This window comes from Rathayibacter tritici (genome assembly GCF_002932875.1).
Taxonomy (GTDB): Bacteria; Actinomycetota; Actinomycetes; order Actinomycetales; family Microbacteriaceae; genus Rathayibacter; species Rathayibacter tritici.
The window spans coordinates 1-25,557 of record NZ_PSWS01000007.1 but is presented as its reverse complement, the minus strand read 5'-3'; the positions used below and the strand labels follow the sequence as shown (position 1 = coordinate 25,557).

The following is a 25,557-nucleotide window of genomic DNA, read 5'->3' as shown; positions in this document are numbered from 1 at the left end:
TCCCGGAGGGCGACGGCGCGCTTGAGACAATCGGAGGGGGCTTCGCGGGGAGGATCCGCAGCGCCCGGAAGGAGATCTGATGGCTGCAGGAGTGATCGCCCCACCGAGCCGGAAGGGCGCGGAACGGAAGGAGAAGATCCTCGAGACCGCACTGCGCATCATCGGGCGGGACGGCCTGGCGGCCCTCTCCATGCGGACCCTCGCCGCGGAGGCCGAGCTTCCCCTCGGCGCGGTGAGCTACTACTTCGGCAACAAGCAGCAATTGATCGAGGAGACGTTCGACCTGCACGCGCAGCGCGAGCTGCGCCGGGTCATCCGCACGATCTCCTCCATCGGAGCGGCCGGTTCCGCGGCAGACCTCGCGCGGGTGCTCTCCGACTTCCTCATCGAGGGTCTCGAGAACCCCGACAATGCGATCGTCGCCGAGTACGAGTTCCTCATCGAGGCCACGCGGCGTGCTGAGCTCGCCCGCGCGTCGAGCGCCTGGAAGCAGTCGCTCCACGCTCAGCTGGCCGACGTGCTGCACTCACGCGGCGCTCTCACTCCGGAGGAGGACGCCGGACTCGTCATGGCGGTGCTCGCCGGTCTCGAGATCGACAACCTCACCCGGGGAGAACTGGCCAAGGCACAGGCCACCGACATCCGGCGTTCACTGAACCGGTTGTTCGACGTGATGGACCAGTCGTGGAGCTGAGCGAGCAGTCGACGGACGCGAGGTGAGCGAGCACTCCCCGGGGATCAGCTGCTGGGGATGAGGGTGTACTTCGTCGACAGGTACTCGTGGATGCCCTCCGCGCCGCCTTCGCGGCCGATGCCGGACTGCTTGACGCCGCCGAACGGGGCGGCCGCGTTGGAGAGCACGCCCACGTTCAGGCCCATCATCCCGGTGTCGAGAGCGTCGATCATGCGATCGCCCCGGGCGAGCGACTCGGTGAAGACGTAGGAGACGAGGCCGTACTGCGTGTCGTTCGCGAGGCTCACGGCCTCGGCCTCGTCATCGAACTCCACCATCGAGACGACGGGCCCGAAGATCTCCTCGCGGAGGATGTCGCTGCCGGACGGCACTCCGGTCACGATGGTGGGCTCGTAGAAGCTCCCCGCGCCCTCCAGAGCGCGGCCGCCCGTGACGAGGGTGGCGCCACGGGTGAGGGCGTCCTGGACGAGCGCGTCGGCCTTCCGCACCGCTTCGTCGTTGATCAGGGGCCCGATGGCGACTCCCTCCTCGGTGCCCCGGCCGACGCGCATGCTCGACACCGCGTCGGCGAGTCGCGCGGCGAACTCGCCGGCGATCGAGCTGTGGACGATGAAGCGGTTCGCGGCCGTGCAGGCCTGGCCGGTGTTGCGGAACTTGGCCGCGAGGGCGCCGGTCACGGCCTTGTCCAGGTCGGCGTCCTCGAACACCACGAAGGGGGCGTTGCCACCGAGCTCCATCGAGGTGCGCAGCACGTTCTCGGACGCCTGCGTGATCAGCGCGCGACCGACCGGCGTGGACCCGGTGAAGGAGAGCTTGCGCAGGCGGGGATCGGCGATAATCGGCTCCGACACGGCTGCCGAGGTGGACGTCGTGATGACGTTGAGCACCCCGGCGGGCAGGCCCGCCTCCTGGAGGAGGGCGGCCAGGAGCAGGGTCGTCAGAGGAGTGAGCTCCGCCGGCTTCACGACGACGGTGCACCCGGCGGCGAGCGCCGGCGCAATCTTCCGCGTGGCCATCGCGAGGGGGAAGTTCCACGGGGTGATGAGGTAGGACGGGCCGACGGGTCGCTGCGAGACCACCATGCGCCCGGTGCCCTCGGGGTTGTCGCCGAACCGGCCGGAGATGCGTACGGCCTCCTCGCTGAACCAGCGGAGGAACTCGCCGCCGTAGGTGACCTCGCCCTGTGCCTCGGCGAGGGGCTTCCCCATCTCGAGTGTCATCAGGAGAGCCACGGCGTCGCGGCGCTGCTGCAGCAGATCGAAGGTGCGCCGCAGGATCTCACCGCGCGCCCGAGGCGCCGTTCTCGCCCAGGATTCCTGGGCGGCGACGGCGGCGTCGAGGGCCCGGAGCCCGTCGGCCGGGCTCGCGTCCGCGATCGTGGCGAGGCGGGCCCCGGTGGCCGGGTCGGCGACGTGGAGCGTTCTCGATCCGGACGCATCCACCCACTCCCCGCCGATGAAGAGGCGGGCGGGGACACTGTCGAGGAGCTCGCGCTCCGTCAGGGCTGTCATCGTGGTGATCTTCCTCGAGGTCGGTCGGTGCTGGCGAGTCGGGCAGGGCGGTCGGTCGCGGGGCCGCGGCAGGACAGGAGGTGCAGGGCCCAGGGGTAGAGGCCGCGGAGGCGGTGGGCGTCGGTGACGCGCTTGACGGCCAGAGCAGTGGCCGCCGCCCGCAGGGTCAGGTCGTGGAGAGCGGCGAACGCAGTGACGTCGTTCCATCCGGACCGCATGCGTTCCGCGAGACGGCTCTCCACCTCGTCGAGGCTCCACTGGTAGGCCTGGTTCGACTGCACCCATTCGAAGTACGAGACGATCACTCCGCCGGCGTTGGCGAGGATGTCGGGGACGACGAGCACCCCCGCGGAGGCGAGGATGCGGTCGGCATCGCGGGTGGTGGGGCCGTTGGCGCCTTCGACCACGATGCGGGCTCGCACTCGGGAGGCGTTCTCGGCGTGGAGGACCCCCTCCACCGCGGCGGGAACGAGCAGATCGACGTCCAGCTCGAGCAGGTCGAGGCTCTCGAGCGCCTCGGCACCGGGGAATCCGACGACGCTGCCGGTGGCGTCGACATGGCGGCCGAGCGCCTCGACGTCGATCCCGGCCGGGGCGTGCACCGCGCCGTACTGGTCGGAGACACCGACGACGGCGACTCCGGCCTGGTGCAGGAACCGGGAGGCGTCGCGGCCGACCTTGCCGAACCCCTGGACCGCGGCCGTAGAGGAGGAGACGTCGATCCCGGCGGTGTCCAGAGCCGCGAGGGCGACGTGCACGACCCCGCGGGAGGTGGCGCTCGCGCGGCCGAGCGAGCCGCCGAGGCTGAGGGGCTTGCCCGTGACAACGCCGGGGACGGTGTGGCCCTGGCTGACGGAGTAGGTGTCCATCATCCACGCCATCACCCGCTCATCGGTGCCGATGTCCGGGGCCGGGATGTCGTGCTGGGGGCCGATGATCGGCAGGATCTCGGTCGTGTACCGCCGGGTCACCCGCTCCAGCTCGGCGCTGGAGTAGCGGCGCGGGTCGATCGCGATCCCACCCTTGGCGCCGCCGTAGGGCACGTCGAGCAGGGCGCACTTCCAGGTCATCCACATGGCGAGCGCGCGCACCTCGTCGACGTCGACGGAGGCGCTGTAGCGCAGTCCCCCCTTGGCGGGGCCGCGGGAGATGTTGTGCTGGATCCGGTAGCCGGTCAGCACCTCCATGGTGCCGTCGTCGCGTCGGAGCGGGATGCTGACGGTGAGCTCGCGCCGGCTCGCGGCGAGCATGGCGTGGGTGCCGTCGTCGTAGCCGTGGAAGGCGACCGCCTCCGCGAGCTGAGCGCGGGCGTCGGCCAGAGCCTGGTGGCCGGCACCGCGCGCCCCCGGAAAGGGTGCCGTCTCGCGGGTGCGGGTCGCGGCTGCCGCGACCTGCTGCGGTGACGCCGTCATCAGCCGGCCGCCAGGGCATCGCGCAGGACGTCGAGTCCGTCGTGCGCCAGCTCGTCGGAGATCGCGAGCGGAGGAAGGAAGCGGATGACGTTGCCGTAGGTGCCGCAGGTCAGGAGCACGAGGCCGTGGGCGTGCGCAGCCGCAGCGACGCGACCGGTGAGCGCGGCGTCCGGGTCGCCGGTGACAGGGTCGACCAGCTCGATCGCGAGCATGGCACCTCGGCCGCGGATATCGCCGATGCGGGCGTCCGTGCGGCGCATCTCCTCCAGCCGCCCGCGGAACAGGACCTCGATCTCGCGCGCCCGCTCGATGAGGTTCTCGCGCTCGTAGGTCTCGATCGTGGCGAGTGCCGCGGCGCAGGCGAGGGGATTGCCGGCGTAGGTGCCGCCGAGCCCGCCGATGTGAGCCGAGTCCATGATGTCCGCCCGGCCGGTGACGGCGGAGAGGGGAAGGCCGCCGGCGATGCCCTTGGCCGTGACGATGAGGTCGGGGTCGATGCCCTCGTGCTCGCTGGCGAACAGGGCCCCCGTGCGGGCGAAGCCGGTCTGCACCTCGTCGGCGATGAACACGATGTCGTGGGCGCGGGCCCAGTCGAGCAGGGCCGGGAGGAACCCGGGGGCCGGGACGATGAAACCGCCCTCGCCCTGGATGGGCTCGATGATGAGCGCGGCGACGTTCGCGGCGCCGATCTGCTTCTCGATCATCGTGACGGCGCGCGCGGCGGCCGCGGCACCGGACTCCCCGCCGTCGCGGAAGGGGTAGGACAGGGGGGCCCGGTACACCTCGGGCGCGAACGGGCCGAAGCCGGACTTGTAGGGCATGGCCTTCGCCGTGAGCGCCATCGTGAGGTTCGTGCGGCCGTGGTAGGCGTGATCGAACGCCACGACGGCCTGCCGGCCGGTGTGGTGGCGCGCGATCTTGACGGCGTTCTCCACCGCTTCGGCGCCGGAGTTGAACAGGGCGGTGCGCTTCTCGAAATCCCCCGGGGTGAGGGCGTTGAGCTTCTCCGCGACCTCGACGTAGCCCTCGTAGCCGGTGACGGTGAAGCAGGTGTGGGTGAAAGCGGCGACCTGCCGCTGCACCGCCTCGACGACCGCGGGAGCCGAGTTGCCGACGCCGGTGACCGCGATGCCGGAGCCGAAGTCGATCAGGGTGTTCCCGTCGACGTCGCGGATGACACCGCCGCCCGCCGCCTCGACGTAGATCGGGAGCGTGACGCCCACGCCCGCGGCGACGGCGGCCGTCTTACGGGCGTGGAGCTCGCGGGAGCGCGGGCCGGGGATCTCCGTGAGGAGTTCGCGCTTCTGGATGAGCGTCGGGCCGCCGACGGTGGTGTCGGCTACGGGCAGTGCGGTCATCCCACGTCCTCCTGATCGATCGAGTGCCCCTCACGCTAGGCCGATCGGCCCGGACGACCTCGTGCCTGAACGGCAGAGACACCGCCTACGAATGCCTTCCCGGCAGACCGTTTCCGAAGGATGTGCGTTTAGCTGATCCCATGACAGTGACCGTCCGCGACCTCGTGGCGCACGAGCCTCTCGGGCTCACGCTGCTGACGACGGGATTCGACGGACTCGAGATCGGCTGGTCCCACTCCTCGGACCTCGCCGACCCCAGCCCGTTCCTGGAACCAGGGCAGCTGCTGCTCACGACCGGGCGCCAGTTCGCGACATTCACCGATCGCTCCTCGTTCGACGCGTACGTCCGCAGGCTGGACCGCGCCGGAGCTGTGGCGATCGGATTCGGCACCGAGGTCGTCGAAGCAGGGACGCCGCGTCTCCTCGTCGATGCGTGCGAAGTCGCAGCCCTCGCACTGATCGAAGTGCCGTACGCGACTCCGTTCATCGCGGTCAGCCGCTTCATCGCCGATCGCCACGCCGCTGAGTCGAGGCGACGGATTGAGTGGGTGCTGCAGGCGCAGGAGGCCGTTTCGAAGGCCGTTCTGAGCTCCGGCGGACTCCGCGCGGCGGTGGCCACGGCGGCGCAGGCGCTGCAGGGCGATGTCGCGGTGCTCGACTCCGAGGGTCTGGTCGTGCACGGTGCCGCGCCGCAGTCGCTCCGCGATCGGGCGCGGGCCCTGGTGAAGCTCGGCACCCGGGCTCGAGACGAAGGGCGCGACGATTCGGGTCACTGGGTCGTCAACACGCTCGGCCGCACGGGGGCGCTGGTCGGAGCGACCGTCATCTACCGGCCCGGCGCTCAGGGCTCCGCGGACAGGTCCGTCGAGACGCTGCTGACTGCCCTGACGGAGCTCTCGCTCGAGCACGCCGAGGATCAGCGCCTGGGCTTTCGCTCCATCGCCCCTCACCTGCTCCGACTGCTGCTGGACGGGCGGATCGACTCCGTCGGGGAGGCGCTCGGTCACTACTCGATCGAGCTGCCGAGCCCTCCGTTGGTCGTCGTCGCCCTCCCCCTCGACGGCGTCCCCTCCGCGCTGAGGGACTCGCTGGAGCGGATGTCCGTCTCGCCCGGCGTCCGCCTGTTCGCGGTCCAATCCGACGACGGTCTCCTCGTCCTCACCGACCGGAGCGGCCGCCGCGCGGTCGTCGATCGCATCACCGAGGATCGAGTGAGCGCGGGGATCGCGACAGTCAACGAGTGGGACGACCTCACCGATGCGACGAAGCAGTCACGCGCGGCCTTGACCGGAGCGAGGGCAGGGGAGATCCGCTCGTTCGATGATCTGAGTCGTGGGTCCGTACTCGGACTGCTCGCGGAGAACCGCGTCGCCGAGCTTGCCCGGCTGAAAACGGCCGCACTCCTTCGCTCCGACGACGGGCACGCGTTGCTGCGGGAAGCCGCAGTGTGGCTGCGCCACGACGCCTCGTGGGAACGAGCCGCCCGCGACCTGAATCTGCACCGGCACACCCTGAAGCAGCGCATGACCGCTCTCGGGCAGGAGCTGGAGTTGCCCCTGGACGAGTTCAGGGGCCGGGCGGAGCTGTGGGCACTGCTCGTGGCACTCGATCTCGCTCAACCGTGAAGAACCAAGAGAAACAAGGAATCGTGAATCGGGAACAGCATCACTGCGACGTCGTCATCGTCGGCGCCGGAGCGACCGGACTGACAGCGGCCGTAGCACTGCGAAGCGCAGGTCTCTCGGTGATCGTGCTCGAGGCGCGTGACCGCATCGGCGGCCGTCTCTGGACGAACCACATCGAGGGCCAGATGTTCGAGCTCGGCGGGCAGTGGGTCTCACCCGACCAGACGGCGCTACTCGAGACTCTCGACGAGCTGGGCCTGGACACCTACCAGCGCTACCGCGAGGGCGAGAGCATCTACATCGGCGCCGACGGCGTGGCCAAGCGCTTCACCGGTGACATCTTCCCCGCGAGCGAGCACACCGAGGCGGAGATCGAGCGTCTCATCGTCGTCCTGGACGAGCTCGTCGCCCAGACCGACCCGGCCGCGCCCTGGGAGCAGCCGCGGGCGTCCGAGTTCGACCGCATCTCTTTCCAGGCCTGGCTCGAGGAGCAGAGCGACGACGCCGAGGCACGCGCGAACGTCGCCCTCTTCATCGCCGACGCCATGCTCACCAAGCCCGCTCACGCGTTCTCGCTGCTGCAGGCGCTGCTGATGGCCGCCAGCGCTGGATCCTTCAGCAACCTCGTCGATGCCGACTTCATCCTCGACAAGCGGGTCGTCGGCGGACTGCAGCAGGTCCCGCTGAAGCTGGCGGAGAAGCTGGGGCTCGAGAACGTGCGGCTCTCGCAGCCGGTGCGCCGCATCCGCTGGTCCTCGGCCGCGCTGCCGGACGGCGCGAGGGAGGGCGAACCTGTGGAGGTCTTCACCGACGACCTGCACGTCACGGCGAAGCGCGTCATCGTCGCCGTGCCGCCGAACCTCCAGAACCGCATCGAGTACGCGCCCACCCTGCCGCGCCTGCGCCAGCAGATGCAGCAGCACCAGTCGCTCGGCCTCGTCATCAAGGTGCACGCCAGCTACGAGACCCCGTTCTGGCGCGAGGACGGCCTGTCGGCGACCGCGTTCAGCCCCTATCAGGTGGTCCACGAGACCTACGACAACTCCAACCACGGGGAGAGCCGTGGCACTCTCGTGGGCTTCGTCTCCGACGAGAAGGCGGACGCGCTGTTCCGCCTGCCGATCGCCGAGCGCAAGCAGCGGATCCTCGAGTCACTTGCGGCGTACTTCGGCCAGAAGGCCCTCACTCCGGTGGTGTATTTCGAGAGCGACTGGGCCGCCGAGGAATGGACGCAGGGCGCGTACGCCGCCAGCTTCGACCTCGGCGGGCTCGTGCGCTACGGCGCACTCCAGCTGGAGCCGGTCGGACCCCTGCGCTTCGGCACCAGCGACCTCGCCGCCGAGGGCTACCAGCACGTCGACGGCGCGATCCGAGTCGGACGACGGCTCGCCACCGAGACCCTTGCCGGTCTGAAGCACGAGTCAGGAGACATCTCATGAGCAGCTACATCGTCATCGATCCCGCGACAGGGCGGACCCACGCCGACTACGCCACCTTCTCCGACCTCGAACTGGAGGACGCGATCTCCGCGACCTCCGCGGCCTACGACAGCTGGGCGCGCCGCGTGTCCACGGCCGAGCGGGCCGCTCTGATCGCGCGGGTCGCCGCGCTGCACACCGAACGCCGCGAAGAACTCGCCGAGATCGCCGTGCGCGAGATGGGCAAACCCCTCGACCAGGCCCTCGGAGAGGTCGATTTCGCCGCTGCCATCTACCAGTACTACGCCGACAACGGCGCGGCCTTCCTCGCCGACGAGGACATCGAACTGGCGGAGGGCACGGGTTCGGCCTTCATCCGCCGCTCCGGTCTCGGCGTGCTGCTCGGCGTCATGCCGTGGAACTTCCCCTACTACCAGGTCGCCCGCTTCGCCGGCCCGAACATCGTGCTGGGCAACAGCATCCTGCTGAAGCACGCTCCGCAGTGCCCGGAGTCGTCCGCCGCCATTCAACGGATCTTCGACGACGCCGCCGCCGGACTGCACGTCCAGGTCGGCGTCTACCGCCACGTCTACGCCTCGATCGAGCAGGTCGCCACGATCATCGCCGACCCGCGGGTGCAGGGCGTCTCGGTCACCGGTTCGGAGCGTGCCGGTGCTGCCGTCGCGGAGCTGGCCGGCCGGCACCTGAAGAAGATCGTGCTCGAGCTCGGCGGCTCCGACCCGTTCGTCCTGCTGTCCACCGACGACCTCGACGCCGCCGTGCAGGACGCGGTGAACGCCCGCCTCGACAACAACGGCCAGTCCTGCAACGCAGCCAAGCGCTTCATCGTGATCGACGAGCTCTACGAGGACTTCGCCGCGAAGTTCACCGACCTCTTCACGGCGGCGCAGCCGGCCGATCCCCTGGCGGAAGGGACCCTGCTGGGCCCGCTGTCCTCGACCGCCGCGACCGAGCGCCTCACCGAGCAGCTCGAGCGCGCGAAGAAGCAGGGCGCCACTGTGCTGGCCTCGGGGACACCCTCGGGCAACTTCTTCCCGCCGGCCGTGCTCGCCGAGGTGACCGAGGAGATGGATGCTCACCACGAGGAGTTCTTCGGACCCGTCGCGGTGCTCTACCGCGCGGCCTCCGAGGAGGACGCCGTGCGGCTCGCGAACGACACCCCATACGGCCTCGGCAGCTACGTCTACACCACCGACCAGGAGCAGGCCCTGCGCGTCGCAGACGGCATCGACGCCGGCATGGTGTGGATCAATCTGGTGCTGGGCGACTCCGCGGAGCTGCCGTTCGGCGGTGTGAAGCGCTCCGGCTCGGGGCGCGAGCTGGGCCGGTTCGCGATGGAGGAGTTCGCCAACAAGAAGCTCATCCGGATCCGCTGAGCGCTGACGGGGCTGGCCCTGCGCGGCCTAGAGGTCCGGGAGGGGCAAGCTGTCGCTCCGGTGGGTGACGCGCCCGGCCATGAGGGTCAGGACCACGGTGTTGCCGAGCAGGCCGTCCGGGTGCGCCGGATCGAGCTCGAGGACAGCGAGGTCGGCGACGTACCCGGGCACGATGCGGCCGACGTCTCCATCGACTCCGTAGGACGCCGCCGCGTCGCTGGTGGCGTGTCGAAGAGCTGCACCGAGCGTCACGACCGACTGCGGTGTGTTCGCGGGGAGGTCGGGCTCGAGGACGGACCGTCGTGTGGTGGCGACGTAGAGATGCAGCAGAGTTTCGTGGGGAGCGGTGGGGGCGTCGGTACCGAAAGCGATCCGGGCGCCCGCATCGCTGAAGGAGGCCCACGGGTATCCGCCGTCGACGCGCTCGTCGCCGAGCTGGGCCCGCCAGTTCGATTGAATGGCAGGGTCGGCGTGCGCGGGCTGGACCGAGGCAGTGACTCCGAGGGCAGCGAGGCGAGCGGGCGTTCCCTCCGACACGACTTCGAGGTGCTCGATGCGGGGCCGCCGATCCCAGTCCGCGTTGACTGCGACGACGTGCTCGAGGATGTCGAGCGCCACATCACTGGCCTGGTCGCCGATGGCGTGGAGAGCGAGGCGCAATCCAAGCGCGTCGGCCGTGACCGCGACCGCGGTCAGGCGGTCGACGTCCCACATGAGGTCAGCGTTCGAGCCGGATGAGTAGGGGTGCCGCATCGCCGCAGTACACGCGTCGATGACACCGTCGAGGACGAGCTTGATTCCGATCACACTGAGCCACTCGGTGGTGTCAGCGCGAGCACGTTCGGCGTCGTGGATCTGGGCGAGGTTGGCGTCCTCGTTTCCGGCGTCGGCGACGAGCCAGTGCGCGGCCACCCGCACGGGGAGTCGGCCATCGTCTTCGGCGGCGAGCGTCTGCAGAGCGCGCCAGCCGTCGTGATCCATGCCCATGTCGACGACGGAGGTCACGCCGGCGGCGGCGAAGGCGTGCACTGCCCGTCTCGCGGACTCGACACGGTCTGCATCGGTTGTCGCCCGGGCGAGATGAGCCCAGCCGATCTCGTGCGCTGCCCGCTCGAGAAGCAGTCCTGCCGGTTCCCCCGATGGCAGACGCGAGATGCGACCGGCTGGAGGATCCGGCGTCGTCGCAGTGACGCCCATCGCTCGCAGCGCGGCGGTGTTGACCCACACCGAGTGCATGTCGTTCGAGTCGAGGAACACGGGGATGTCAGAGACGGCGTCGTCGATCATCGCTGCGGTCGGCTCGCCGTCGAGTGCGTCGTAGAGCCACCCTTTGCCCCGGAGGATGCGTGCATCCTCGCCGAGACGGGCACGCTCGACGACGAGTCGGCGCTGGATCTCGGCGAGATCGGCTGCATCAGTGAGCGGCACATTCGCGAGGCTCTCTCCTGTCCAGACCAGGTGCACGTGCGAGTCGATGAAACCGGGCACGACCACCCGACCGCCGACGTCGATCGTGGGGGTATCGGCAGCGATGGCGTCGGCTTTCCCCTCGACGATGCGACCATCGTCGAGAAGGACGGTGGCCTCAGATGACGTGGGCCGGTCTCCTGCGAGGTCGAGAAGGCGTGCACGGGTGAGGGCCAGACGGGTCATCGGACGACCTCTCGTTCGTTCTCGGATGCCGCTTCTCGCTGTCGATCGCGACGCTCGATGCGGGTGGACAGTGCGGCGATGATCACGACAGGGACGATCAGAACCCAGCTCGTGATCGCGATAGCCCAGCCGAAGCCGGAATACCCGAACGATTCGGCCAGCCACGCACCGACCAGGGGCGAGAAGCTGGACCCGAAGAGGTAGACACCGATTGACGGGCCGGAGAAGCGCCCATTCGCGTCAAGAGCTGCCGCCGTGGCGATGAAGAGCAGGAAAGCAGCGAGGTACACGGTGTTCCACGCGATGAGAACAATGGTGTACGCCGTCGGATCGCTGGTGAGCGAGGCGGTCAGTTTCAATGCTCCGCCCGCGACGAGCAATACCGCTAGGGGGACCGCACGGCCGAGCGTGTCCCCGACGACCATCAGGGCCAGTGCTGCCACGAAGCCGCCAGCGCTGGAAATACTGAGCACGACGCCGAGGCCTGCGTCGGTGAGGCCGGTCTGGTCAGCGCCCATAGTGCCCGCCAACGCCCAGACGGAGTCTTCGCTGATCGCCCAGAGGGCGAACATGGCCAGCAGCGCGATCCCGGCGATGGTCACTGCGCGGCTCTGTGGTTCCGCGACGGTCGCGCTCGCCAGGGTAGGGGTAGTGGCAAGGGGTGCGCGGGGAAGCCACTGTGCGGTGAACAGCAGAATGACCGAGATGGCCGCGACGCACCCGAATGCGCTCCCTGTCGTAATTCCGATGAGGGGGATCAACGCCAGTACCGCGGTCACCACGGCGCGGTTCACCAACCCGTTCACTGCAGACGTGCGGTTGGGGTTCTTCAGTGCCGCCAATGCTGCCCCGCTGGCCGCCAGAGCTCCGCCAACACCCGCGCCACCGACGATCACCGCGGTGACAGTGGCAACGACGCCGGGGCTGATGGCCGCGATGCTGAAGGCGACGGCAGAGATGACGAGACCGACCTGAGCGACACGGACGCGACCTGCGCCTTCCGCCAACCGCGTAGCTGCCGTGCAGGCGATGGCTGTGGCCAGCAGCGAGCCGGTCAACACGCCACCCGCCTGCGTGATGGTCATACCCAGAGACTGCTCGAGCGCGATCAACATCAACGGCAGCAGGTTCGCTGTCAGTAACCCCAGCATCGACATCGCGAACGTGGAGACCGCTCGTCTCGGTGTCAGGGGTAAACGGATGGAGTCAGTGACGGTCATCATCGTTCGTTTCTCCGGCATCAGCGCCGGCGCGCAGGTCCAAGCCCTGACGGGGGTGGAGGATGGGCCGTTCAGAAGCCCGGTCTCGACAATCGGATCAGCACCACGGATCGGTCGTCCATGTCTGCCCGAGAAGATCACTGGGTGGGCAAACCATACAGCGTTTGTTTACCGGCGGCTACAGATATCCGCGCCGACGTGCTCGACGACGAGAAACGTCGAATCAGCGAGGCCGCGCCGAGGCGATGAGCAGGTCGAGCCCCAGCTCGAAGGAGCGTGTGGCCACCGGGTCGGCGGGATCTTCGCCGGCGAGCGTCTCGAACGCCGCGGAAAAGCGAGGGAATTCGCCCTCCTGGCCGGTGGGATCGAACACGACTGCGGGCCCCGACATGTCAAGGACACTGCCCAGAATGAACGACTCGAAGGCCGTCAAGAGCGGGATCACATCGCGCGGCGCCCATCCGGCCACGTCCGCGGCGGCCGCGAAGTCCTCGTACTGCGCGAGGAGGACGGGGGCTGAGACCCGCTCGGTCATCAACAGCGGTACGGCCCGTGCGTGCCGGGCGAAGGCGCGCCGGTACGAGCGCGCCCACGCGCGGAGCGCCTCTTCCCACGGCAACTCTCGCAGCGGTTTCGAGTCGATGTGTTCGGAGACGAGCGCGCGGACATCCTCGACCATCGCTGCCCGGTTGGGGACGTGGTTGTAGAGGGATGCGGGAGTGACGCCAAGGCGTGCGGCGACGCGGCGGATGCTGGCTCCATCCGGGCCCTGTCGGTCGACCAGCGCGAGAGCCGTCCGCGCGATGAGATCGCGGCTGAGCAGCGGTGTGCGCGGTCGAGCGATGGGAGCCTCCAAGGGTCGGTACGAGCCTAGACGGGAGCCCCGGGATCCCGTGCCACGATGCTAAACAAACGGTGTATGTTTACGGCCATGACCTCTAGGGCCTTCACCGTTGTCGATGCCGACATCTCCAGCCTGGGCGCCGCGCTCGACTCCGGCACAGCGACCAGCGTCGAGCTCGTGGCGCGATACCTCAACCGCATCGCGGCCTATGACCGGGCGGGCATCCGCCTGGCTGCCGTATCGGTCCTGAACCCTCGGGCTTTCTCAGAGGCGCGCGCCGCAGATCAGCGCCGCGCCCGCGGCGAGGTGCTCGGCCCGCTCGACGGCATCCCCTTCACCGCGAAGGACAGCTACCGCGTCACCGGGTTGACGGTCGCCTCGGGCTCTCCCGCGTTCGCCGAGCTGGTGGCCGGTGACGACGCCTTCGCAATCGAGCGGCTGCGCGCGGCCGGCGCGGTGCTCCTGGGTCTGACGAACATGCCCCCGATGGCCGCGGGCGGCATGCAACGGGGCGTCTACGGACGCGCAGAGTCGCCCTACAACGGTGACTACCTCACCTCGGCGTTCGGCTCGGGCTCGTCGAACGGCTCGGGCACTGCCACGGCCGCCAGCTTCGCAGCGTTCGGGCTCGGTGAGGAGACGTGGTCATCCGGTCGCGCTCCCGCCTCGCACAACGCCCTCGTGGCCTACACCCCCTCGCGCGGGATCATCTCGGTCCGAGGCAACTGGCCGCTTGTCCCGACGATGGATGTCGTCGTGCCGCACACCCGGTCGGTAGCTGACCTCTGCTTCGTGCTGGACGCCGTCGTGGTCGACGACCCGGTGACCGAAGGCGACCTGTGGCGCACGCAGCCGTGGATCGACCTTCCGCGCCCGTCGACGGTGCGCCCCGACTCCTTCGCCGCGCTCGAGCCGCTCCCGCTCGCGGGTCTTCGGATGGCGATCCCGCGCATCTACATCAACGCAGACCCCGACAATGCCTCGCCCATCCTCACGCGCGACAGCGTCATGCGCTTGTGGGCGGACCTGCGCGCCGACCTCGAGGCCGCGGGAGCCGACGTCATCGAGACCGACTTCCCTGTCGTCGACCGCTACGAGAAGCTGCATCCCGGGGACGAGGACTTCCTCGACCGCGGCTTCGTCACCCGCGACTTCCTCGATGACGAGGTGGGCGACCTGGCGGTGTGGGCGATGGACACCTTCCTTCGCCAGAACGGCGACCCGGCGCTCAACCGCCTCGCCGACGCCGATGCCGCGCGCATCTTCCCCTACCCTCCTGGCGCCCTCCCGGATCGCTACGGCATCTGGCACTACGACATCGCCTACGACATCGGCGACTATGTGGCCCGGGCGCAGGACTGGGAACCCGACTGGCGCGAGGTGCCGAGCCTGGAAGCAGGTCTGCGCGGTCTCGAGCACACGCGCCGCGTCGACTTCGAGGAGTGGCTGACGGCCCAGGGCTTCGACGCGGTGATCTTCCCCGCCCACTCCGATGTGGGCCCCGCCGATGCGGATGTGAATCCCGACTCGGCCGCCATCGCCTGGCGAAACGGCGTCTGGGTGTCTAACGGCAACCTCGTGCCCCGCCACCTCGGCATTCCGACGGTCACCGTCCCGATGGGCACGATGGACGACACCGGGATCCCGGTGGGTCTGACCATCGCCGGCCCCGCGTACAGCGACGCCCGGCTCGTGCAGCTGGGTTCAGCCGTGGCCGCTCTCGGCGACCGCCGCACGACGCCCCCGCGCACCCCGGCACTACCCGATGAGACCGTCTTCGCGTCTGCGCGGGTGGTCGGTGACGGCGAGCTCCGCGTGGCCGTCACCGACCTGGACGTCGAGGTCGGCGAGGACGAGACCGTCGTGCGCTTCGCTGCGAGCGTCAGCGGCGGGTCGGCGCTGGATCATGCCGCGTACGTCGACGGCGTGCGTGTGGAGACGCACCTCGACGGCGACCGCGTGCGGGGCACTGCCCACACCGCGACCGCGGACCACTCGACCGCGGCAAGCGCATGGGTCGCCCCCTACGGCCCGCTCGTCGTTGTGGTCGTCCGGGACGATGCCGGCGCTGTCGCCGGTACCCTCGCCACCCCCTCCGCTTCACCCCTCTGACACCCGAGGAACCGCCATGACCGAGGTCTTCGACTACTTCACGCAGGTCGACCTGCCCACTCCTACCCTCGGTGACGACGAGGTACAGCGACTCTTCGCCGAGACGTTCGGCGTCGCGGTCGACCTGCGCTCGCTCGGCAGCCAGCAGGATCAGAACTTCCGCGTCTTCCCCCGCGGCTCGACGGAGCCCCTGGGCGTCCTGAAGCTCAGCAACCCGGTGTTCAGCGAGGCAGAGATCGACCTGCAGGATGCCGCGGCCGCCACCGTGGCCGCGCACAGCGCCGGTCTTCGCATCCCGAAGCTGGTCGAGGGGCCGCGCGGAGCGATGTCGACGTGGTGGGACTCGACGCAGGGGCGCATCCACGCCCGCGTGATCGAGAACATCGCAGGTCGGACCCTCATGGGGTCCGGCTACCTCTCGCCGGCCGCGGTCGAGGGGATGGGTGCGCTCTCCGGCGCGGTGAGCATGTCACTGGCCGACTTCACTCACCCGGCGAGCGGTCGGGTGCTGCAGTGGGACCTCCGACACTCAGGTCGGGTCATCGATACCCTCCTCCCGGCCGAGCCCGACACCGACGTGCGCGCGATCGTGCAGCGTGCGGCCGACGCTGCCCGCGCGGCCCTCGCGCCGGTGCAGGACGCGCTTCCCCTCCAGGCCGGGCACTTCGACGTCACCGACGACAACGTCCTCTGTGCCGACGGGTCGCGCGTGCCCGACGCCGTCATCGACTTCGGCGATGTGTGCTCCTCGTGGCGCGTCGCCGAGATCGCGACAACCGTCTCCTCCGTGCTCCACCACGACGGTGCGTCACCCGAGACCGCTCTGCCCGCCATCCGAGCCTTCGATCGTCTGCGCGAGCTCGGCGATGACGAGATCACAGCGCTCTGGCCCCTCGTCATCCTTCGGGGCGCTGTGCTTGTCCTCAGCGGTCGCGCCCAGGTACGCCTCGACGACGAGAACGACTACGCCGCCGTCGCACTCGATCGCGAGTTCCGCATCCTGGTGCAAGCGGTCTCCGTCCCGATCGCCGTCATCACCGCCGCCACCCGAGCCGCTCTGGGCCGCCCGCCCGCAGACGAGCCGACGTGGGCGGGTGCGGGTGTCCTGGCAGGAGCCTCCCCGCACGTCGAGCTCGATGCGACCACCGAGTCACCGCTGAACGACGCGGGCGCGTGGCTCGACGCCTCGACGCTCGACGGGGCGGCCCTCGCCGCACTCGACCGGGGAGCGGCCACGGTGACGGTTCCCGCGTGGCGAGCCCAGCTCACCGGAACGACCAACCCGCTGCCCTCGACCTCCGACTCGGTGCCGACCGGTGTGACCGTCTGGCTCGCGGAGAGCGTCTCCCTCTCCTCCGCTGACACACATCGCGACGGCGACAGCGTGGTCTGGTCCTCCGGCGGGGAGAGGGTGACGATCACCGGGGACATCGACCCGGCCTCCGTCGTCCTGCCCGCTCGCACGCGCCTGGTTCTGCGTCGCGGCGTCGACGGGATGACCCCGCCGGAGCGCGTCACTCCCGCTTTCGCCGCGGCGTGGCGAGAGGTCGCCGGAGACCCGGGTGCCGCCGTCGGCATCCCGGCCGCCGCCCCCGTGGCCGATGACGTGCTCGCGAGGCGGCACGCCGTGCTCGCAGACGTGCAGGAGCACTACTACGCCGCGCCCCCGCGCATGGAGCGCGGCTGGCGCGAGCATCTGATCGACGTCGACGGGCGTGTCTACCTCGACATGGTCAACAACGTCGCTTCGGTGGGTCACGCTCATCCCCACGTGGTCGAAGCCGGCTCGCGGCAGATGCACCTGCTGAACACGAACTCGCGTTTCCACTACCGCGCGATCGCAGACTACGCCGACCGGATCACGGCGACTCTGCCCGACGGCTTCGACACCGTGTTCTTCGTGAACTCCGGGTCGGAGGCCACCGACCTCGCGATCCGCCTGGCCCTGGCGGCAACCGGACGCTCCGACATCGTCGCGATGCGCGAGGCCTACCACGGGTGGACCTACGCCAGCGACGCGGTGTCCACCTCCATCGCCGACAACCCGAACGCGCTTGCGTCGCGTCCCGACTGGGTGCACACCGTCGACGCTGCGAACTCCTACCGCGGGGTGCACCGTGGGGCGGATGCCGTGAAGTACGCGCCCGAAGCCGTCGCGGTCATCGACGGACTCGCGGCGGCCGGTCGACCTCTTGCGGGGATGATCGCGGAGACCTTCTTCGGCAACGCCGGCGGGGTAGCCCTGCCCGACGGGTATCTCACCGAGGTGTACGCCGCGATCCGCCGCCACGGCGGACTCGCGATCGCCGACGAGGTGCAGGTCGGCTACGGCCGGCTCGGCGAGTGGTTCTGGGGCTTCCAGCAGCAGAGCGCCGTGCCTGACATCGTCGCCGTCGCCAAATCCATCGGCGGTGGGCACCCACTCGGTGCCGTCATCACGAGCCGCGAGATCGCCGACCGCTACCGCACCGGCGGGTACTTCTTCTCCTCCACCGGCGGGTCCCCGGTCTCGGCCGTCATCGGCATGGCCGTGCTCGACGTCATCGAGCAGGACGAGCTGCAGGAGAACGCGCGCGTCGTCGGCCGCCACCTCAAGGGGCGCCTCGAAGAGCTCCGCGGCAAGCACGACATCATCGGCACCGTGCACGGTGCGGGCCTGTACCTCGGCGTCGAATTCGTTCGCGACCGCGAGACACTCCAGCCCGCGACCACGGAGACAGCCGCGATCTGCGACCGTCTCCTCGAGCTCGGCGTGATCATGCAACCCACCGGCGACTACCAGAACGTCCTCAAAATCAAGCCGCCTCTCGTGATCACGCGCGCCTCGGCCGACGTCTTCGTCGACGCCCTCGACCGCACCCTCACCACCGGCTACTGACCCACCCCGACCCGGAAAAGGAGCACGCCATGTGGCGCATGCCCGCAGAAACCGCCCCGCACGAACGCACCTGGATGGCGTTCCCTCGCGAAGGGATCACCCTCGGCGACGATGCCGAGGGCCGCGAGGAGGGCTACCGCGCGTGGACCGACGTCGCTCACGCGGTCGAGGAGTTCGAGCCGGTGACCATGATGGTCGACCCCACCGAGATGACCCGCGCCCGGCGCATGCTCGCCTCGACGGTCGAGATCATCGAGGCCCCCATCGACGAGTTCTGGATGCGCGACATGGGCCCCACTTTCGTGGTCGATTCCGAACGGCCTGGAGTCCTCGGCGCGGTCGACTGGATCTTCAATGGTTGGGGAGCGCCCCACTGGGCCGAGTGGCAGAAGTCGGCCGACATCGCCCGCCTGGTCGCTGAGCACAGGGGCATCGAGCGCATCGACTCCCTCCTCGTGGCCGAAGGCGGTGGTCTCCACGTCGACGGCACCGGGACCGTTCTGCTCACCGAGACGGTGCAGCTCGACCCGCGCCGCAACCCCTTCGCCGACCGTCGCCGCGTCGACACGGAGATGGCCCGCACCATCGGGGCAACCGACGCGATCTGGCTCTCGCGGGGCCTGACCCGCGATTACGAAGACCTCGGCACCAAGGGCCACGTCGACATGGTCGCCACCTTCGCCACGCCGGAGCACGTCCTCCTGCACGAGCAGACCGACCCCGGCCACCCCGACTACGAGGTGTCGCGGCTTATCCGCGCCGAGCTCGAGTCCGCTTTCGCCGCCCGCGGCCGGAAGGTGACCATCACCGGCATCCCCGCTCCCACGGCGCTCCGCGACGACGGAGGCTGGCTGGACTGGAGCTACATCAACCACCTCGTCACCAACGACGGCGTCGTGCTGTGCGGCTTCGGTGATGAGGCCGCTGACGCACGTGCCCGGGAGATGATCGCCGACGCCTACCCCGGTCGCCGCGTCGTGACGATCGACGCCCGCCCGATCTTCGACCGCGGGGGCGGGATCCACTGCATCACTCAGCAGCAGCCCCGCGTTCCTCGTTGATGGAGTTGGCTCCGTCGACGATGAGCAGCTGTCCCGTGATGTAGGACGCGCTGCGACCGGCGAGGAACGCCACGGCGGCCGCGACCTCCACCGGCGTCCCCGAACGCCCCACGGGGGTCGCCGCCCCCATCGCGATCTCGTGCTCGCTGGAGGACGACGTGGCGATCCATCCGGGCGCGACGGCGTTGACGGTGATCCCGGCGGCGGCGACATCGACCGCGGCCCCCCTGGTCAGCCCGAGCATCCCGGCCTTGGCGGCGTGGTAGGCGACGTCACCGGAGTACGCCATGACCGCTCCGGAGAGGGACGACACGTTCACGACGCGGCCGTATCCGGCAGCTCTCATGGCGGGCACCACGGCCCGCGTCATCCGCAGCGCGGTGGTGAGGTTGCGCTCCAGGGACATGGCCCACTGGTTGATGGTGATGTCGTCGATCGCGGCGGGGGAGTCGGCCGTGGACACCGAGGTCATGCCGGCGTTGTTGACGAGGACGGTCGGCTCGCCGAACGCGCGGCGCGCGGCGTCGAGCACCGCATCCACCCCGAGCTGCCCCGTCAGGTCGGCCGCCACCCCGTGGGCGTCGACGCCGGCCCTCCTCAGGTCGGCGACGCGCTCCTGGATGCGCTCGGTCGTCGAGGTGACGACCACGCGCATGCCGGCGCGTCCGAGCAGGAGTGCCGTCGCGGCGCCGATCCCCTCGGCGCTTCCCGCTCCGGTCACGATGGCGATGTCGCTTGAGTCAGTCATGGGTTCTCTCTCTTCACGTGGGGGCGGGGCTGCGAGGTGCGCGGGCGGTCGTCAGCCGGTGGACTCGGTCGAAGCGTCGTCGCGCGCCTCCAGCATGAGGAACTGCGTACCCTTCCGAGGCCGGAGGTACAGGGCGTCGTAGACGTAGCCGGCGACGACGATTCCCGCCGCGACACCGAGGCTGGCCCACTGAGCGGAGTCGAAGAGGCCGATCGGGGCCTCGCCCAGGGCGGGGGTGACAGGGGTCTGGGACATGTGCGGCTTTCTTCTCGACGGGGCGCGATAATTCTTTGACATCAGCGTCAAAGAATTAGGAGAGACAGTGGCACGGCGCGCCGGTACTGTCAACAGGTGGCTCGTCAACGTGATCAGGCGGCGCGGCGGAACTCCCTCATCGAGGCGACCTACGCCGCTGGACTCGAACGCGGTCTGCGCTCGCTCTCGCTGACCGACGTCGCCAAGCAGGCGGGCCTGACCCGTGGCGCCGTCCTGTACTACTACGAGGATCTCGACTCGCTCCTGGTCGAGGCCCACGCTGCCGGAGTCACCCGCTTCTGCGACGAGCGCGATGCGCGCGTCGCAGCCGAGTCGGATCCGCGGGCCAAGCTCGACGTCGCGTTCCGCTCCGGCCTGCCGTCCGGCCCTGACGACGCGCTGATGCGACTGCTCCTCGAACTCGACATCCTCGCCGGCAGCTCCGACCTGCACGAGGAACTGATGCAGGAGCTCAACCGCCGGCAGGTCGCGACGTACCTGAGCATCGTGACGACCGGCATCGAGGACGGCGCGTTCACTCCCGCCCTCGGATCGGAACTCGTCGCCCAGACCTTCGTCGCCCTCGAAGACGGTTACGGGATCCACATCGTCGCCGACCGCGTCACCACGCACGAGGAGGCACTGCGGGCGATGACCGCGGTCGCCGCGCAGCTCGGATGCCCCACCGGGTGACAGCCGCATGGACCGCGCCGCCGGTTGTCGAAGCGGGAGCGGATGTGTTTCACTCTCCACCGCATGCGGGGAAGCTCCGGGACGGCATCGCCCCGCCCCTCGCCTGCTCCGGCCCGCGCCGGCACGACGACGTGACGAGAGGCCTCCGATGTCGACACGAGTGTCCGAAGACCCGAGATCCGACGAGGTGGCGGAGGGGACCGCGCTCCGGCTGAGCTCTCTCGCCCGGGTCGAGGGCGCCCACCTGGTCGCGGGTGACTGCCCGGGGACGTGGCCGCCGCAGGATCTCGCGGCGCGCCACGAGGGCCGGTCCGTCGCATGACGTACATCCGCATCCTGCCCAAGAACGAGACATCCCAGGCGCGGATGACCGAGGCCCGCGACGCCGTCATGGACCTGCTGTTCGCCGCGGCGAAGGAGATCCTGCAGATCCCCGACAACGACATCATCGTGGAGTTGAACCGGAGCACCACGATCTCGTTCAACCGGTCGGCCGTGCAGGCGGCCGTCGCGCCCGACGTCGTCCTCACCTTCGCAACCAGCGATCACCACCTCCGGCCCCTCTTCCCGGCCCTCTGCGACCGGGTGGTGAGCGACTGGAACGACCTGTTCGAGGACGTCGGACTCGAAGTGTGGGTGAGCCTGATCGACGCGTCGGGCACCACCATCGAGGTGTGATGCGCGCCGACCTCCCTCCACAGCCGATTACCCGTGAGGAAAGTGTGAGGATCCGCCCGTTCCGGGCTCTGGAGCGGCTCACGGCGAGTAGAAACGTCCAGTGACCTCTTCCGTTGTCCGGGGCGACTCCGACGCCCTCGAACCCTCCCCTCTCTCCTCCGCGCGCGCGGGCGGGGTGAAGGCGTGGCTGCTCGAGGGTCTGCGCGACGACTCCGGAGCCCACCCCGGCCCGCACGCGGCGACGGCCAAGACGCACTCCTGGTGGCGCGTGATGTGCCTCACGGGCGTCGACTACTTCTCCACTCTCGGCTACCAGCCGGCGATCGCGGCGCTCGCCGCGGGCCTGGTCTCGCCGCTCGCGACGATCGTCCTGGTGGTGCTGACGCTCCTGGGCGCGCTCCCCGTGTACCGCCGCGTCGCCCGCGAGAGCTTCCGCGGCGAGGGGTCCATCGCGATGCTGGAGCGCCTGCTGCCCTGGTGGGGCGGCAAGCTCTTCGTGCTCGTGCTGCTGGGCTTCGCGGCCACCGACTTCATGATCACGATCACCCTCTCGGCAGCCGACGCGACGGCGCACGCGGTCGAGAACCCGTTCGCCCCGGCGTGGTTCCACGGGGCGGAGGTGCCGCTCACGCTGGGCCTGATCGCTCTGCTGGGGATCGTGTTCCTCCGCGGCTTCCGCGAGGCGATCTCGATCGCGGTCGTGCTCGTGGCCGTGTTCCTCCTGCTCAACGCGATCGTGATCGCCGTGGCGATCGGGCACGTGGCCGAGAACCCCGTCGTCATCGGCGACTGGTGGTCGGCGCTCACGACGCAGCACGGGAATCCGCTGATCATGGTCGGCATCGCCCTGATCGTGTTCCCCAAACTCGCACTCGGGCTCTCGGGCTTCGAGACCGGAGTCGCGGTCATGCCGCAGATCCGCGGCGACGCGGGCGACACCGAGGACGCTCCGGTCGGCCGTATCCGCGGAGCGAAACGGCTGCTGATCACCGCCGCCGTCACCATGTCGGCGTTCCTCATCACCTCGAGCTTCGTGACCACGCTGCTCATCCCGCAGGCGCAGTTCCAACCCGGCGGCGAGGCCAACGGCCGCGCCCTGGCCTACCTCGCGCACGAGTACCTGGGCGAGGGCTTCGGCACCGTCTACGACATTGCGACGATCTGCATCCTGTGGTTCGCGGGCGCCTCCGCTCTGGCCGGCCTGCTCAACATCGTGCCGCGCTACCTGCCCCGCTACGGCATGGCACCGCAGTGGGCCGGGGCCGTGCGTCCGCTCGTCCTCGTCATCACGATCCTCTTCCGCGCCGACGTCGACGCCCAGGGCGGGGCCTACGCGACCGGCGTGCTCGTGCTGATCACCTCCGCGTCCGTCGCCGTGTTCCTCTCGGCCAAGCGCAAGAACCAGCGCAAGCGAGCGGTGGGCTTCGCGGTGATCGCTCTCGTCTTCGTCTATACGACGGTGGTCAACGTGGTGGAGCGGCCCGACGGCGTGCGGATCGCGGCGGTGTTCATCGTCGGCATCCTGGCGGTCTCGCTCGTCTCGCGCGTGCACCGCTCCTTCCAGCTGCGCGCCACCTCCGTGGTGTTCGACGCCGCCGCGATCGACTTCCTCAGCACGGACGCCGACGACTACGGCGTGATCCGCATCCTCGCCAACGAACCCGACGACGGATCCGAGGCGGAGTACCGCGACAAGCTGGCGGAGGAGCAGCGCGACAGCAACCTGCCGATGCGCGGCCCGGTGCTGTTCCTGGAGGTGCACACGACGGACTCCTCCGACTTCGAGGAGGACCTGATCGTGCAGGGGCGCGTCTGCCACGGCTTTCGCGTGCTCACGGTGACCAGTGGCAACATCCCGAACACCATTGCCACCGTGCTGCTCGAGATCCGCGACCTGACCGGCGTCATCCCCGACGTCTACTTCGAGTGGACCGAGGGCGGCCCCCTCTCGAACATGTTCCGCTTCCTCATCACGGGCACCGGCGAGGTCGCCCCCGTCACCCGCGAGGTCCTGCGCCGCGCCGAGGCGCGCCGCGAACGCCGCCCGGGCGTGCACGTGGGCTGAGGTGGTGCCGTCGAGGGCAGCAAGTGCTGTAACGAGAGCGAAGAGATCGGACCGATGACCAAGGGTCATGCGACGATCACTTTGTAGGTCAGCAGTAGTGGGAACGTCCCACTGCGGGGTCCGCCCTCGAAGCTGTCGTCGGCACCAGTTACTCCCCTACCTTGAGGGAATGGTGACCTCTCGGATAGTTCAACTCCGCTTGGGCGCGTTCAAGTCGTTCCGGGGGAGCGTGCTTCCTTTGGGTGGCACGACACTCCTCACTGGCCGAAACAGCTCCGGGAAATCTAATGCCCTCGACGGGCTCGAGGTTCTTGCTCGTCTGGCCGAGGGCGAGGACCTCGTCGATGCCCTTGACGGTCGCAGGCGCGAGGGTGGGGCGGTCCGCGGTGGGTCTGTCGGTTGTGCGCCTCACGGGACCAACAGCTTTGAGCTGGGCTGTTCGGTCGAGTTGGGCTCCGATCGCTACGATTACGACCTGGAGATCGAAGTAAGGCCCGACTTGCGCATCATTTCGGAGCGCCTGCAGGGACCCCGCGTGGCGGTCAGTAGCGGAAAGATCTCGTTCGGTCCCCTCGTCGAAACGAAGAGTGCACTCAGCGCCGGTACTGGCATCGAAGCGGAGCTTCACAACGGTAAGCGAGGCAAGAATCCTCCACACAAGTTTCGCGATAGCCGTCTCATCATCAGTCAGATCCCGTTGGCGTTGAGTGGAAGTGACGTTGCAGAGCAGTCGGTGTTGAAGGGTTCAGACGCTGTATTAGTCGCCCTTCGGGGGGGGGGGGGGGGGCTTCCACTTCGACCCAGTTCCTCATCTCATGCGGGACTTCGTTTCTGGGCGCGATGTCGACCTCCGGCGAACCGGCGAGAACTTGTCGGCCGCTCTTCAGAATCTCGAAAGAACTGATCGGGGGGCCTTTGAGGAGATCACCGATTTAGTCAGCAGGATTGCCGACGATCGAGTTCAAGGTATTTCTTTTGTCTCGTCGGATCTTGGCGACGTGATGTTGGCTTTGGAGGAGGTCCGTGGGTCCTCGGGTGGGATGGCTGAGCGGACGCCTGCGCGACAGATGAGTGACGGGTTGTTGCGATTCATTGGCATTGCAACTGCTTTACTCTCGTCTCAACATGGTCTCGATGTGGACAACGCGGTAGGCGCGCGTCCGGACCAGAGTGACGAAGGTTCGATCGGCGGGGTTCTCATTGTCCTCGAAGAGTTGGAGAATGGACTACATCCCTCTCAGTTGACTCGCCTCACCGATCTGCCGGGCTACGCAACCGCGCTGGCCGAAGGGACGCTGGGGGTTGCTGTCACAGCCGGAAAGCTCATCGACTCGCCTTCTTCAAGAAGCCGGGCGAGGGGACGTATACTCTCAGTGTGCATGGGTACATCGTCAACGACAAGCCCGCTGGTTTGGGGAAGCGTCCCTACCTTGTAGGGGCGACCGCTCAATGGGCAATCTTCCAACATAATATGACCGACATTAGCATAATGAGTTGAATCGGCAGGAGGGGCAGTGGTGAAGGTCTATCTTCGCTTTTGCGGACTCGGTGCCGTGACTGTCGTTGTCGTCTTCGTCCTTGCGCCTTTTATTGGAGGCGTGCTCGCTTTCGGATATGTTTTCTATGTCCTCATCGCAGGAATTCTGCTCGTGCTGGTTCAACTGTCGCTTCGCCGCCAGGGTCATCAACTGATCGCACGTCTTTCGCCCTGGATGCCGATGCTCTCGTGGGTCGTCTTAGAGCGTTATTCATAAGGTCTGACTCGGGCGTGTCGTTCCGAGGCATCGGCTTCCCATTCGGGAGAATAGAAGTTCCAAAGCTCGCTATTTTCGGAACGGGAAGCCGATGCGGTACGACTCTACTACAGGCCTGGATGCGGAGCAATTGACGGAGCTGATCTGTCGGATATGGCAGATTGTCGCGGGGAGGGGTGAG

20 protein-coding genes and 1 pseudogene are annotated in these 25,557 nt (G+C 68.8%); 13 read left to right on the top strand and 8 right to left on the bottom strand.

Annotation, left to right across the window (positions count from 1 at the left end; genetic code table 11):
* Positions 1 to 79 precede the first annotated feature (79 nt).
* Complete coding sequence (locus tag C5D07_RS01710) at positions 80 to 694, top strand: TetR/AcrR family transcriptional regulator (RefSeq protein WP_104258501.1); 615 nt, start codon at positions 80 to 82, stop codon at positions 692 to 694.
* Between the two features lie 44 nt (positions 695 to 738).
* Here C5D07_RS01710 and C5D07_RS01705 read toward each other — a convergent pair whose 3' ends face one another.
* From C5D07_RS01705 to gabT, 3 genes are read right to left on the bottom strand one after another with little or no spacing between them, the layout of a single operon-like run.
* Positions 739 to 2,205: an NAD-dependent succinate-semialdehyde dehydrogenase gene (locus C5D07_RS01705; protein WP_104258500.1), complete on the bottom strand. Its 1,467-nt coding sequence runs from the start codon at positions 2,203 to 2,205 to the stop codon at positions 739 to 741.
* Positions 2,202 to 3,617 carry a Glu/Leu/Phe/Val family dehydrogenase gene (locus C5D07_RS01700; RefSeq protein ID WP_104258499.1) on the bottom strand — a complete coding sequence of 472 codons (1,416 nt, stop codon included), beginning with the start codon at positions 3,615 to 3,617 and terminating at the stop codon, positions 2,202 to 2,204. The genes C5D07_RS01705 and C5D07_RS01700 overlap by 4 nt, the downstream gene beginning before the upstream one ends.
* Entirely contained in the window at positions 3,617 to 4,975 is a 1,359-nt protein-coding gene (gabT, locus tag C5D07_RS01695) for a 4-aminobutyrate--2-oxoglutarate transaminase (RefSeq protein WP_104258498.1), read from the bottom strand. Before gabT ends, C5D07_RS01700 begins: the two co-directional genes overlap by 1 nt.
* 140 nt (positions 4,976 to 5,115) lie before the next feature.
* Here gabT and C5D07_RS01690 point away from each other — a divergent pair, with 140 nt between their 5' ends.
* Genes C5D07_RS01690 through C5D07_RS01680 form a run of 3 tightly spaced genes read left to right on the top strand, consistent with a single transcriptional unit; the run spans position 5,116 to position 9,415 of the window.
* Positions 5,116 to 6,600 carry a PucR family transcriptional regulator gene (locus C5D07_RS01690; RefSeq protein ID WP_104258497.1) on the top strand — a complete coding sequence of 495 codons (1,485 nt, stop codon included), beginning with the start codon at positions 5,116 to 5,118 and terminating at the stop codon, positions 6,598 to 6,600.
* A complete protein-coding gene (locus C5D07_RS01685) occupies positions 6,597 to 8,039 on the top strand; it encodes an FAD-dependent oxidoreductase (RefSeq protein WP_146076711.1) in 1,443 nt (480 codons plus the stop codon). The genes C5D07_RS01690 and C5D07_RS01685 overlap by 4 nt, the downstream gene beginning before the upstream one ends.
* Positions 8,036 to 9,415: an NAD-dependent succinate-semialdehyde dehydrogenase gene (locus C5D07_RS01680; RefSeq protein ID WP_104258495.1), complete on the top strand. Its 1,380-nt coding sequence runs from the start codon at positions 8,036 to 8,038 to the stop codon at positions 9,413 to 9,415. Before C5D07_RS01685 ends, C5D07_RS01680 begins: the two co-directional genes overlap by 4 nt.
* A gap of 27 nt (positions 9,416 to 9,442) precedes the next feature.
* On the opposite strand, the gene C5D07_RS01675 is transcribed toward C5D07_RS01680, so the two are convergent.
* From C5D07_RS01675 to C5D07_RS01665, 3 genes are all read right to left on the bottom strand, one after another.
* A complete protein-coding gene (locus tag C5D07_RS01675) occupies positions 9,443 to 11,068 on the bottom strand; it encodes an amidohydrolase (RefSeq protein ID WP_104258494.1) in 1,626 nt (541 codons plus the stop codon).
* Entirely contained in the window at positions 11,065 to 12,291 is a 1,227-nt protein-coding gene (locus tag C5D07_RS01670; protein WP_211286307.1) for an MFS transporter, read from the bottom strand. The genes C5D07_RS01675 and C5D07_RS01670 overlap by 4 nt, the downstream gene beginning before the upstream one ends.
* A 220-nt stretch (positions 12,292 to 12,511) precedes the next feature.
* Entirely contained in the window at positions 12,512 to 13,144 is a 633-nt protein-coding gene (locus C5D07_RS01665; RefSeq protein WP_104258493.1) for a TetR/AcrR family transcriptional regulator, read from the bottom strand.
* Between the two features lie 75 nt (positions 13,145 to 13,219).
* Between C5D07_RS01665 and C5D07_RS01660 the strand changes: the two are divergent.
* From C5D07_RS01660 to C5D07_RS01650, 3 genes and pseudogenes are all read left to right on the top strand, one after another.
* Positions 13,220 to 14,893: pseudogene (locus tag C5D07_RS01660) on the top strand (amidase); the annotation flags it as partial.
* 367 nt (positions 14,894 to 15,260) lie between these two features.
* Positions 15,261 to 18,122 (top strand): aminotransferase, encoded by a 2,862-nt coding sequence (locus C5D07_RS01655; RefSeq protein WP_104258491.1) that lies wholly within the window; start codon positions 15,261 to 15,263, stop codon positions 18,120 to 18,122.
* A gap of 29 nt (positions 18,123 to 18,151) precedes the next feature.
* Positions 18,152 to 19,183 carry an agmatine deiminase family protein gene (locus C5D07_RS01650; protein WP_249028144.1) on the top strand — a complete coding sequence of 344 codons (1,032 nt, stop codon included), beginning with the start codon at positions 18,152 to 18,154 and terminating at the stop codon, positions 19,181 to 19,183.
* Here C5D07_RS01650 and C5D07_RS01645 read toward each other — a convergent pair.
* Together C5D07_RS01645 and C5D07_RS01640 are read right to left on the bottom strand one after the other, a co-directional pair.
* The gene (locus C5D07_RS01645; RefSeq protein WP_104258490.1) at positions 19,152 to 19,931 is read right to left on the bottom strand and encodes an SDR family NAD(P)-dependent oxidoreductase; all 780 of its coding nucleotides are present in this window, start codon (positions 19,929 to 19,931) and stop codon (positions 19,152 to 19,154) included. The genes C5D07_RS01650 and C5D07_RS01645 overlap by 32 nt on opposite strands.
* 51 nt (positions 19,932 to 19,982) lie before the next feature.
* Positions 19,983 to 20,186 (bottom strand): hypothetical protein, encoded by a 204-nt coding sequence (locus tag C5D07_RS01640; protein ID WP_068255874.1) that lies wholly within the window; start codon positions 20,184 to 20,186, stop codon positions 19,983 to 19,985.
* A 96-nt stretch (positions 20,187 to 20,282) separates the two neighbouring features.
* On the opposite strand from C5D07_RS01640, the gene C5D07_RS01635 reads away from it, so the two are divergent.
* From C5D07_RS01635 to C5D07_RS15145, 6 genes are all read left to right on the top strand, one after another.
* A complete protein-coding gene (locus C5D07_RS01635; protein WP_104258489.1) occupies positions 20,283 to 20,879 on the top strand; it encodes a TetR/AcrR family transcriptional regulator in 597 nt (198 codons plus the stop codon).
* A 318-nt stretch (positions 20,880 to 21,197) separates the two neighbouring features.
* The gene (locus C5D07_RS01630; RefSeq protein ID WP_068255872.1) at positions 21,198 to 21,557 is read left to right on the top strand and encodes a hypothetical protein; all 360 of its coding nucleotides are present in this window, start codon (positions 21,198 to 21,200) and stop codon (positions 21,555 to 21,557) included.
* 271 nt (positions 21,558 to 21,828) lie between these two features.
* On the top strand, positions 21,829 to 23,622 hold the full coding sequence (locus C5D07_RS01625) for an APC family permease (protein WP_249028148.1): 1,794 nt from the start codon (positions 21,829 to 21,831) through the stop codon (positions 23,620 to 23,622).
* A 67-nt stretch (positions 23,623 to 23,689) separates the two neighbouring features.
* Positions 23,690 to 24,526 carry an AAA family ATPase gene (locus C5D07_RS16345; protein ID WP_146079778.1) on the top strand — a complete coding sequence of 279 codons (837 nt, stop codon included), beginning with the start codon at positions 23,690 to 23,692 and terminating at the stop codon, positions 24,524 to 24,526.
* The gene (locus tag C5D07_RS01620) at positions 24,438 to 25,058 is read left to right on the top strand and encodes an AAA family ATPase (RefSeq protein ID WP_084416072.1); all 621 of its coding nucleotides are present in this window, start codon (positions 24,438 to 24,440) and stop codon (positions 25,056 to 25,058) included. Before C5D07_RS16345 ends, C5D07_RS01620 begins: the two co-directional genes overlap by 89 nt.
* A gap of 78 nt (positions 25,059 to 25,136) precedes the next feature.
* Positions 25,137 to 25,376, top strand: coding sequence for a hypothetical protein (locus C5D07_RS15145; RefSeq protein ID WP_146076830.1), 240 nt, complete (start codon positions 25,137 to 25,139; stop codon positions 25,374 to 25,376).
* The last annotated feature ends 181 nt before the right edge of the window (positions 25,377 to 25,557 follow it).

Excerpts from the sequence above, each read along its gene's own strand:
- C5D07_RS01630 (WP_068255872.1), top strand. The coding sequence starts at position 21,198 with ATGACGTACATCCGCATCCTGCCCAAGAACGAGACATCCCAGGCGCGG.
- C5D07_RS01680 (WP_104258495.1), top strand. The coding sequence starts at position 8,036 with ATGAGCAGCTACATCGTCATCGATCCCGCGACAGGGCGGACCCACGCC.
- C5D07_RS01655 (WP_104258491.1), top strand. The coding sequence starts at position 15,261 with ATGACCGAGGTCTTCGACTACTTCACGCAGGTCGACCTGCCCACTCCT.
- gabT (WP_104258498.1), bottom strand. The coding sequence starts at position 4,975 with ATGACCGCACTGCCCGTAGCCGACACCACCGTCGGCGGCCCGACGCTC.
- C5D07_RS01705 (WP_104258500.1), bottom strand. The coding sequence starts at position 2,205 with ATGACAGCCCTGACGGAGCGCGAGCTCCTCGACAGTGTCCCCGCCCGC.
- C5D07_RS01675 (WP_104258494.1), bottom strand. The coding sequence starts at position 11,068 with ATGACCCGTCTGGCCCTCACCCGTGCACGCCTTCTCGACCTCGCAGGA.
- C5D07_RS01670 (WP_211286307.1), bottom strand. The coding sequence starts at position 12,291 with ATGATGACCGTCACTGACTCCATCCGTTTACCCCTGACACCGAGACGA.
- C5D07_RS01710 (WP_104258501.1), top strand. The coding sequence starts at position 80 with ATGGCTGCAGGAGTGATCGCCCCACCGAGCCGGAAGGGCGCGGAACGG.
- C5D07_RS01620 (WP_084416072.1), top strand. The coding sequence starts at position 24,438 with ATGCGGGACTTCGTTTCTGGGCGCGATGTCGACCTCCGGCGAACCGGC.
- C5D07_RS01625 (WP_249028148.1), top strand. The coding sequence starts at position 21,829 with ATGTGCCTCACGGGCGTCGACTACTTCTCCACTCTCGGCTACCAGCCG.
- C5D07_RS16345 (WP_146079778.1), top strand. The coding sequence starts at position 23,690 with ATGCGACGATCACTTTGTAGGTCAGCAGTAGTGGGAACGTCCCACTGC.
- C5D07_RS01700 (WP_104258499.1), bottom strand. The coding sequence starts at position 3,617 with ATGACGGCGTCACCGCAGCAGGTCGCGGCAGCCGCGACCCGCACCCGC.
- C5D07_RS01645 (WP_104258490.1), bottom strand. The coding sequence starts at position 19,931 with ATGACTGACTCAAGCGACATCGCCATCGTGACCGGAGCGGGAAGCGCC.
- C5D07_RS01690 (WP_104258497.1), top strand. The coding sequence starts at position 5,116 with ATGACAGTGACCGTCCGCGACCTCGTGGCGCACGAGCCTCTCGGGCTC.
- C5D07_RS01650 (WP_249028144.1), top strand. The coding sequence starts at position 18,152 with ATGTGGCGCATGCCCGCAGAAACCGCCCCGCACGAACGCACCTGGATG.
- C5D07_RS01640 (WP_068255874.1), bottom strand. The coding sequence starts at position 20,186 with ATGTCCCAGACCCCTGTCACCCCCGCCCTGGGCGAGGCCCCGATCGGC.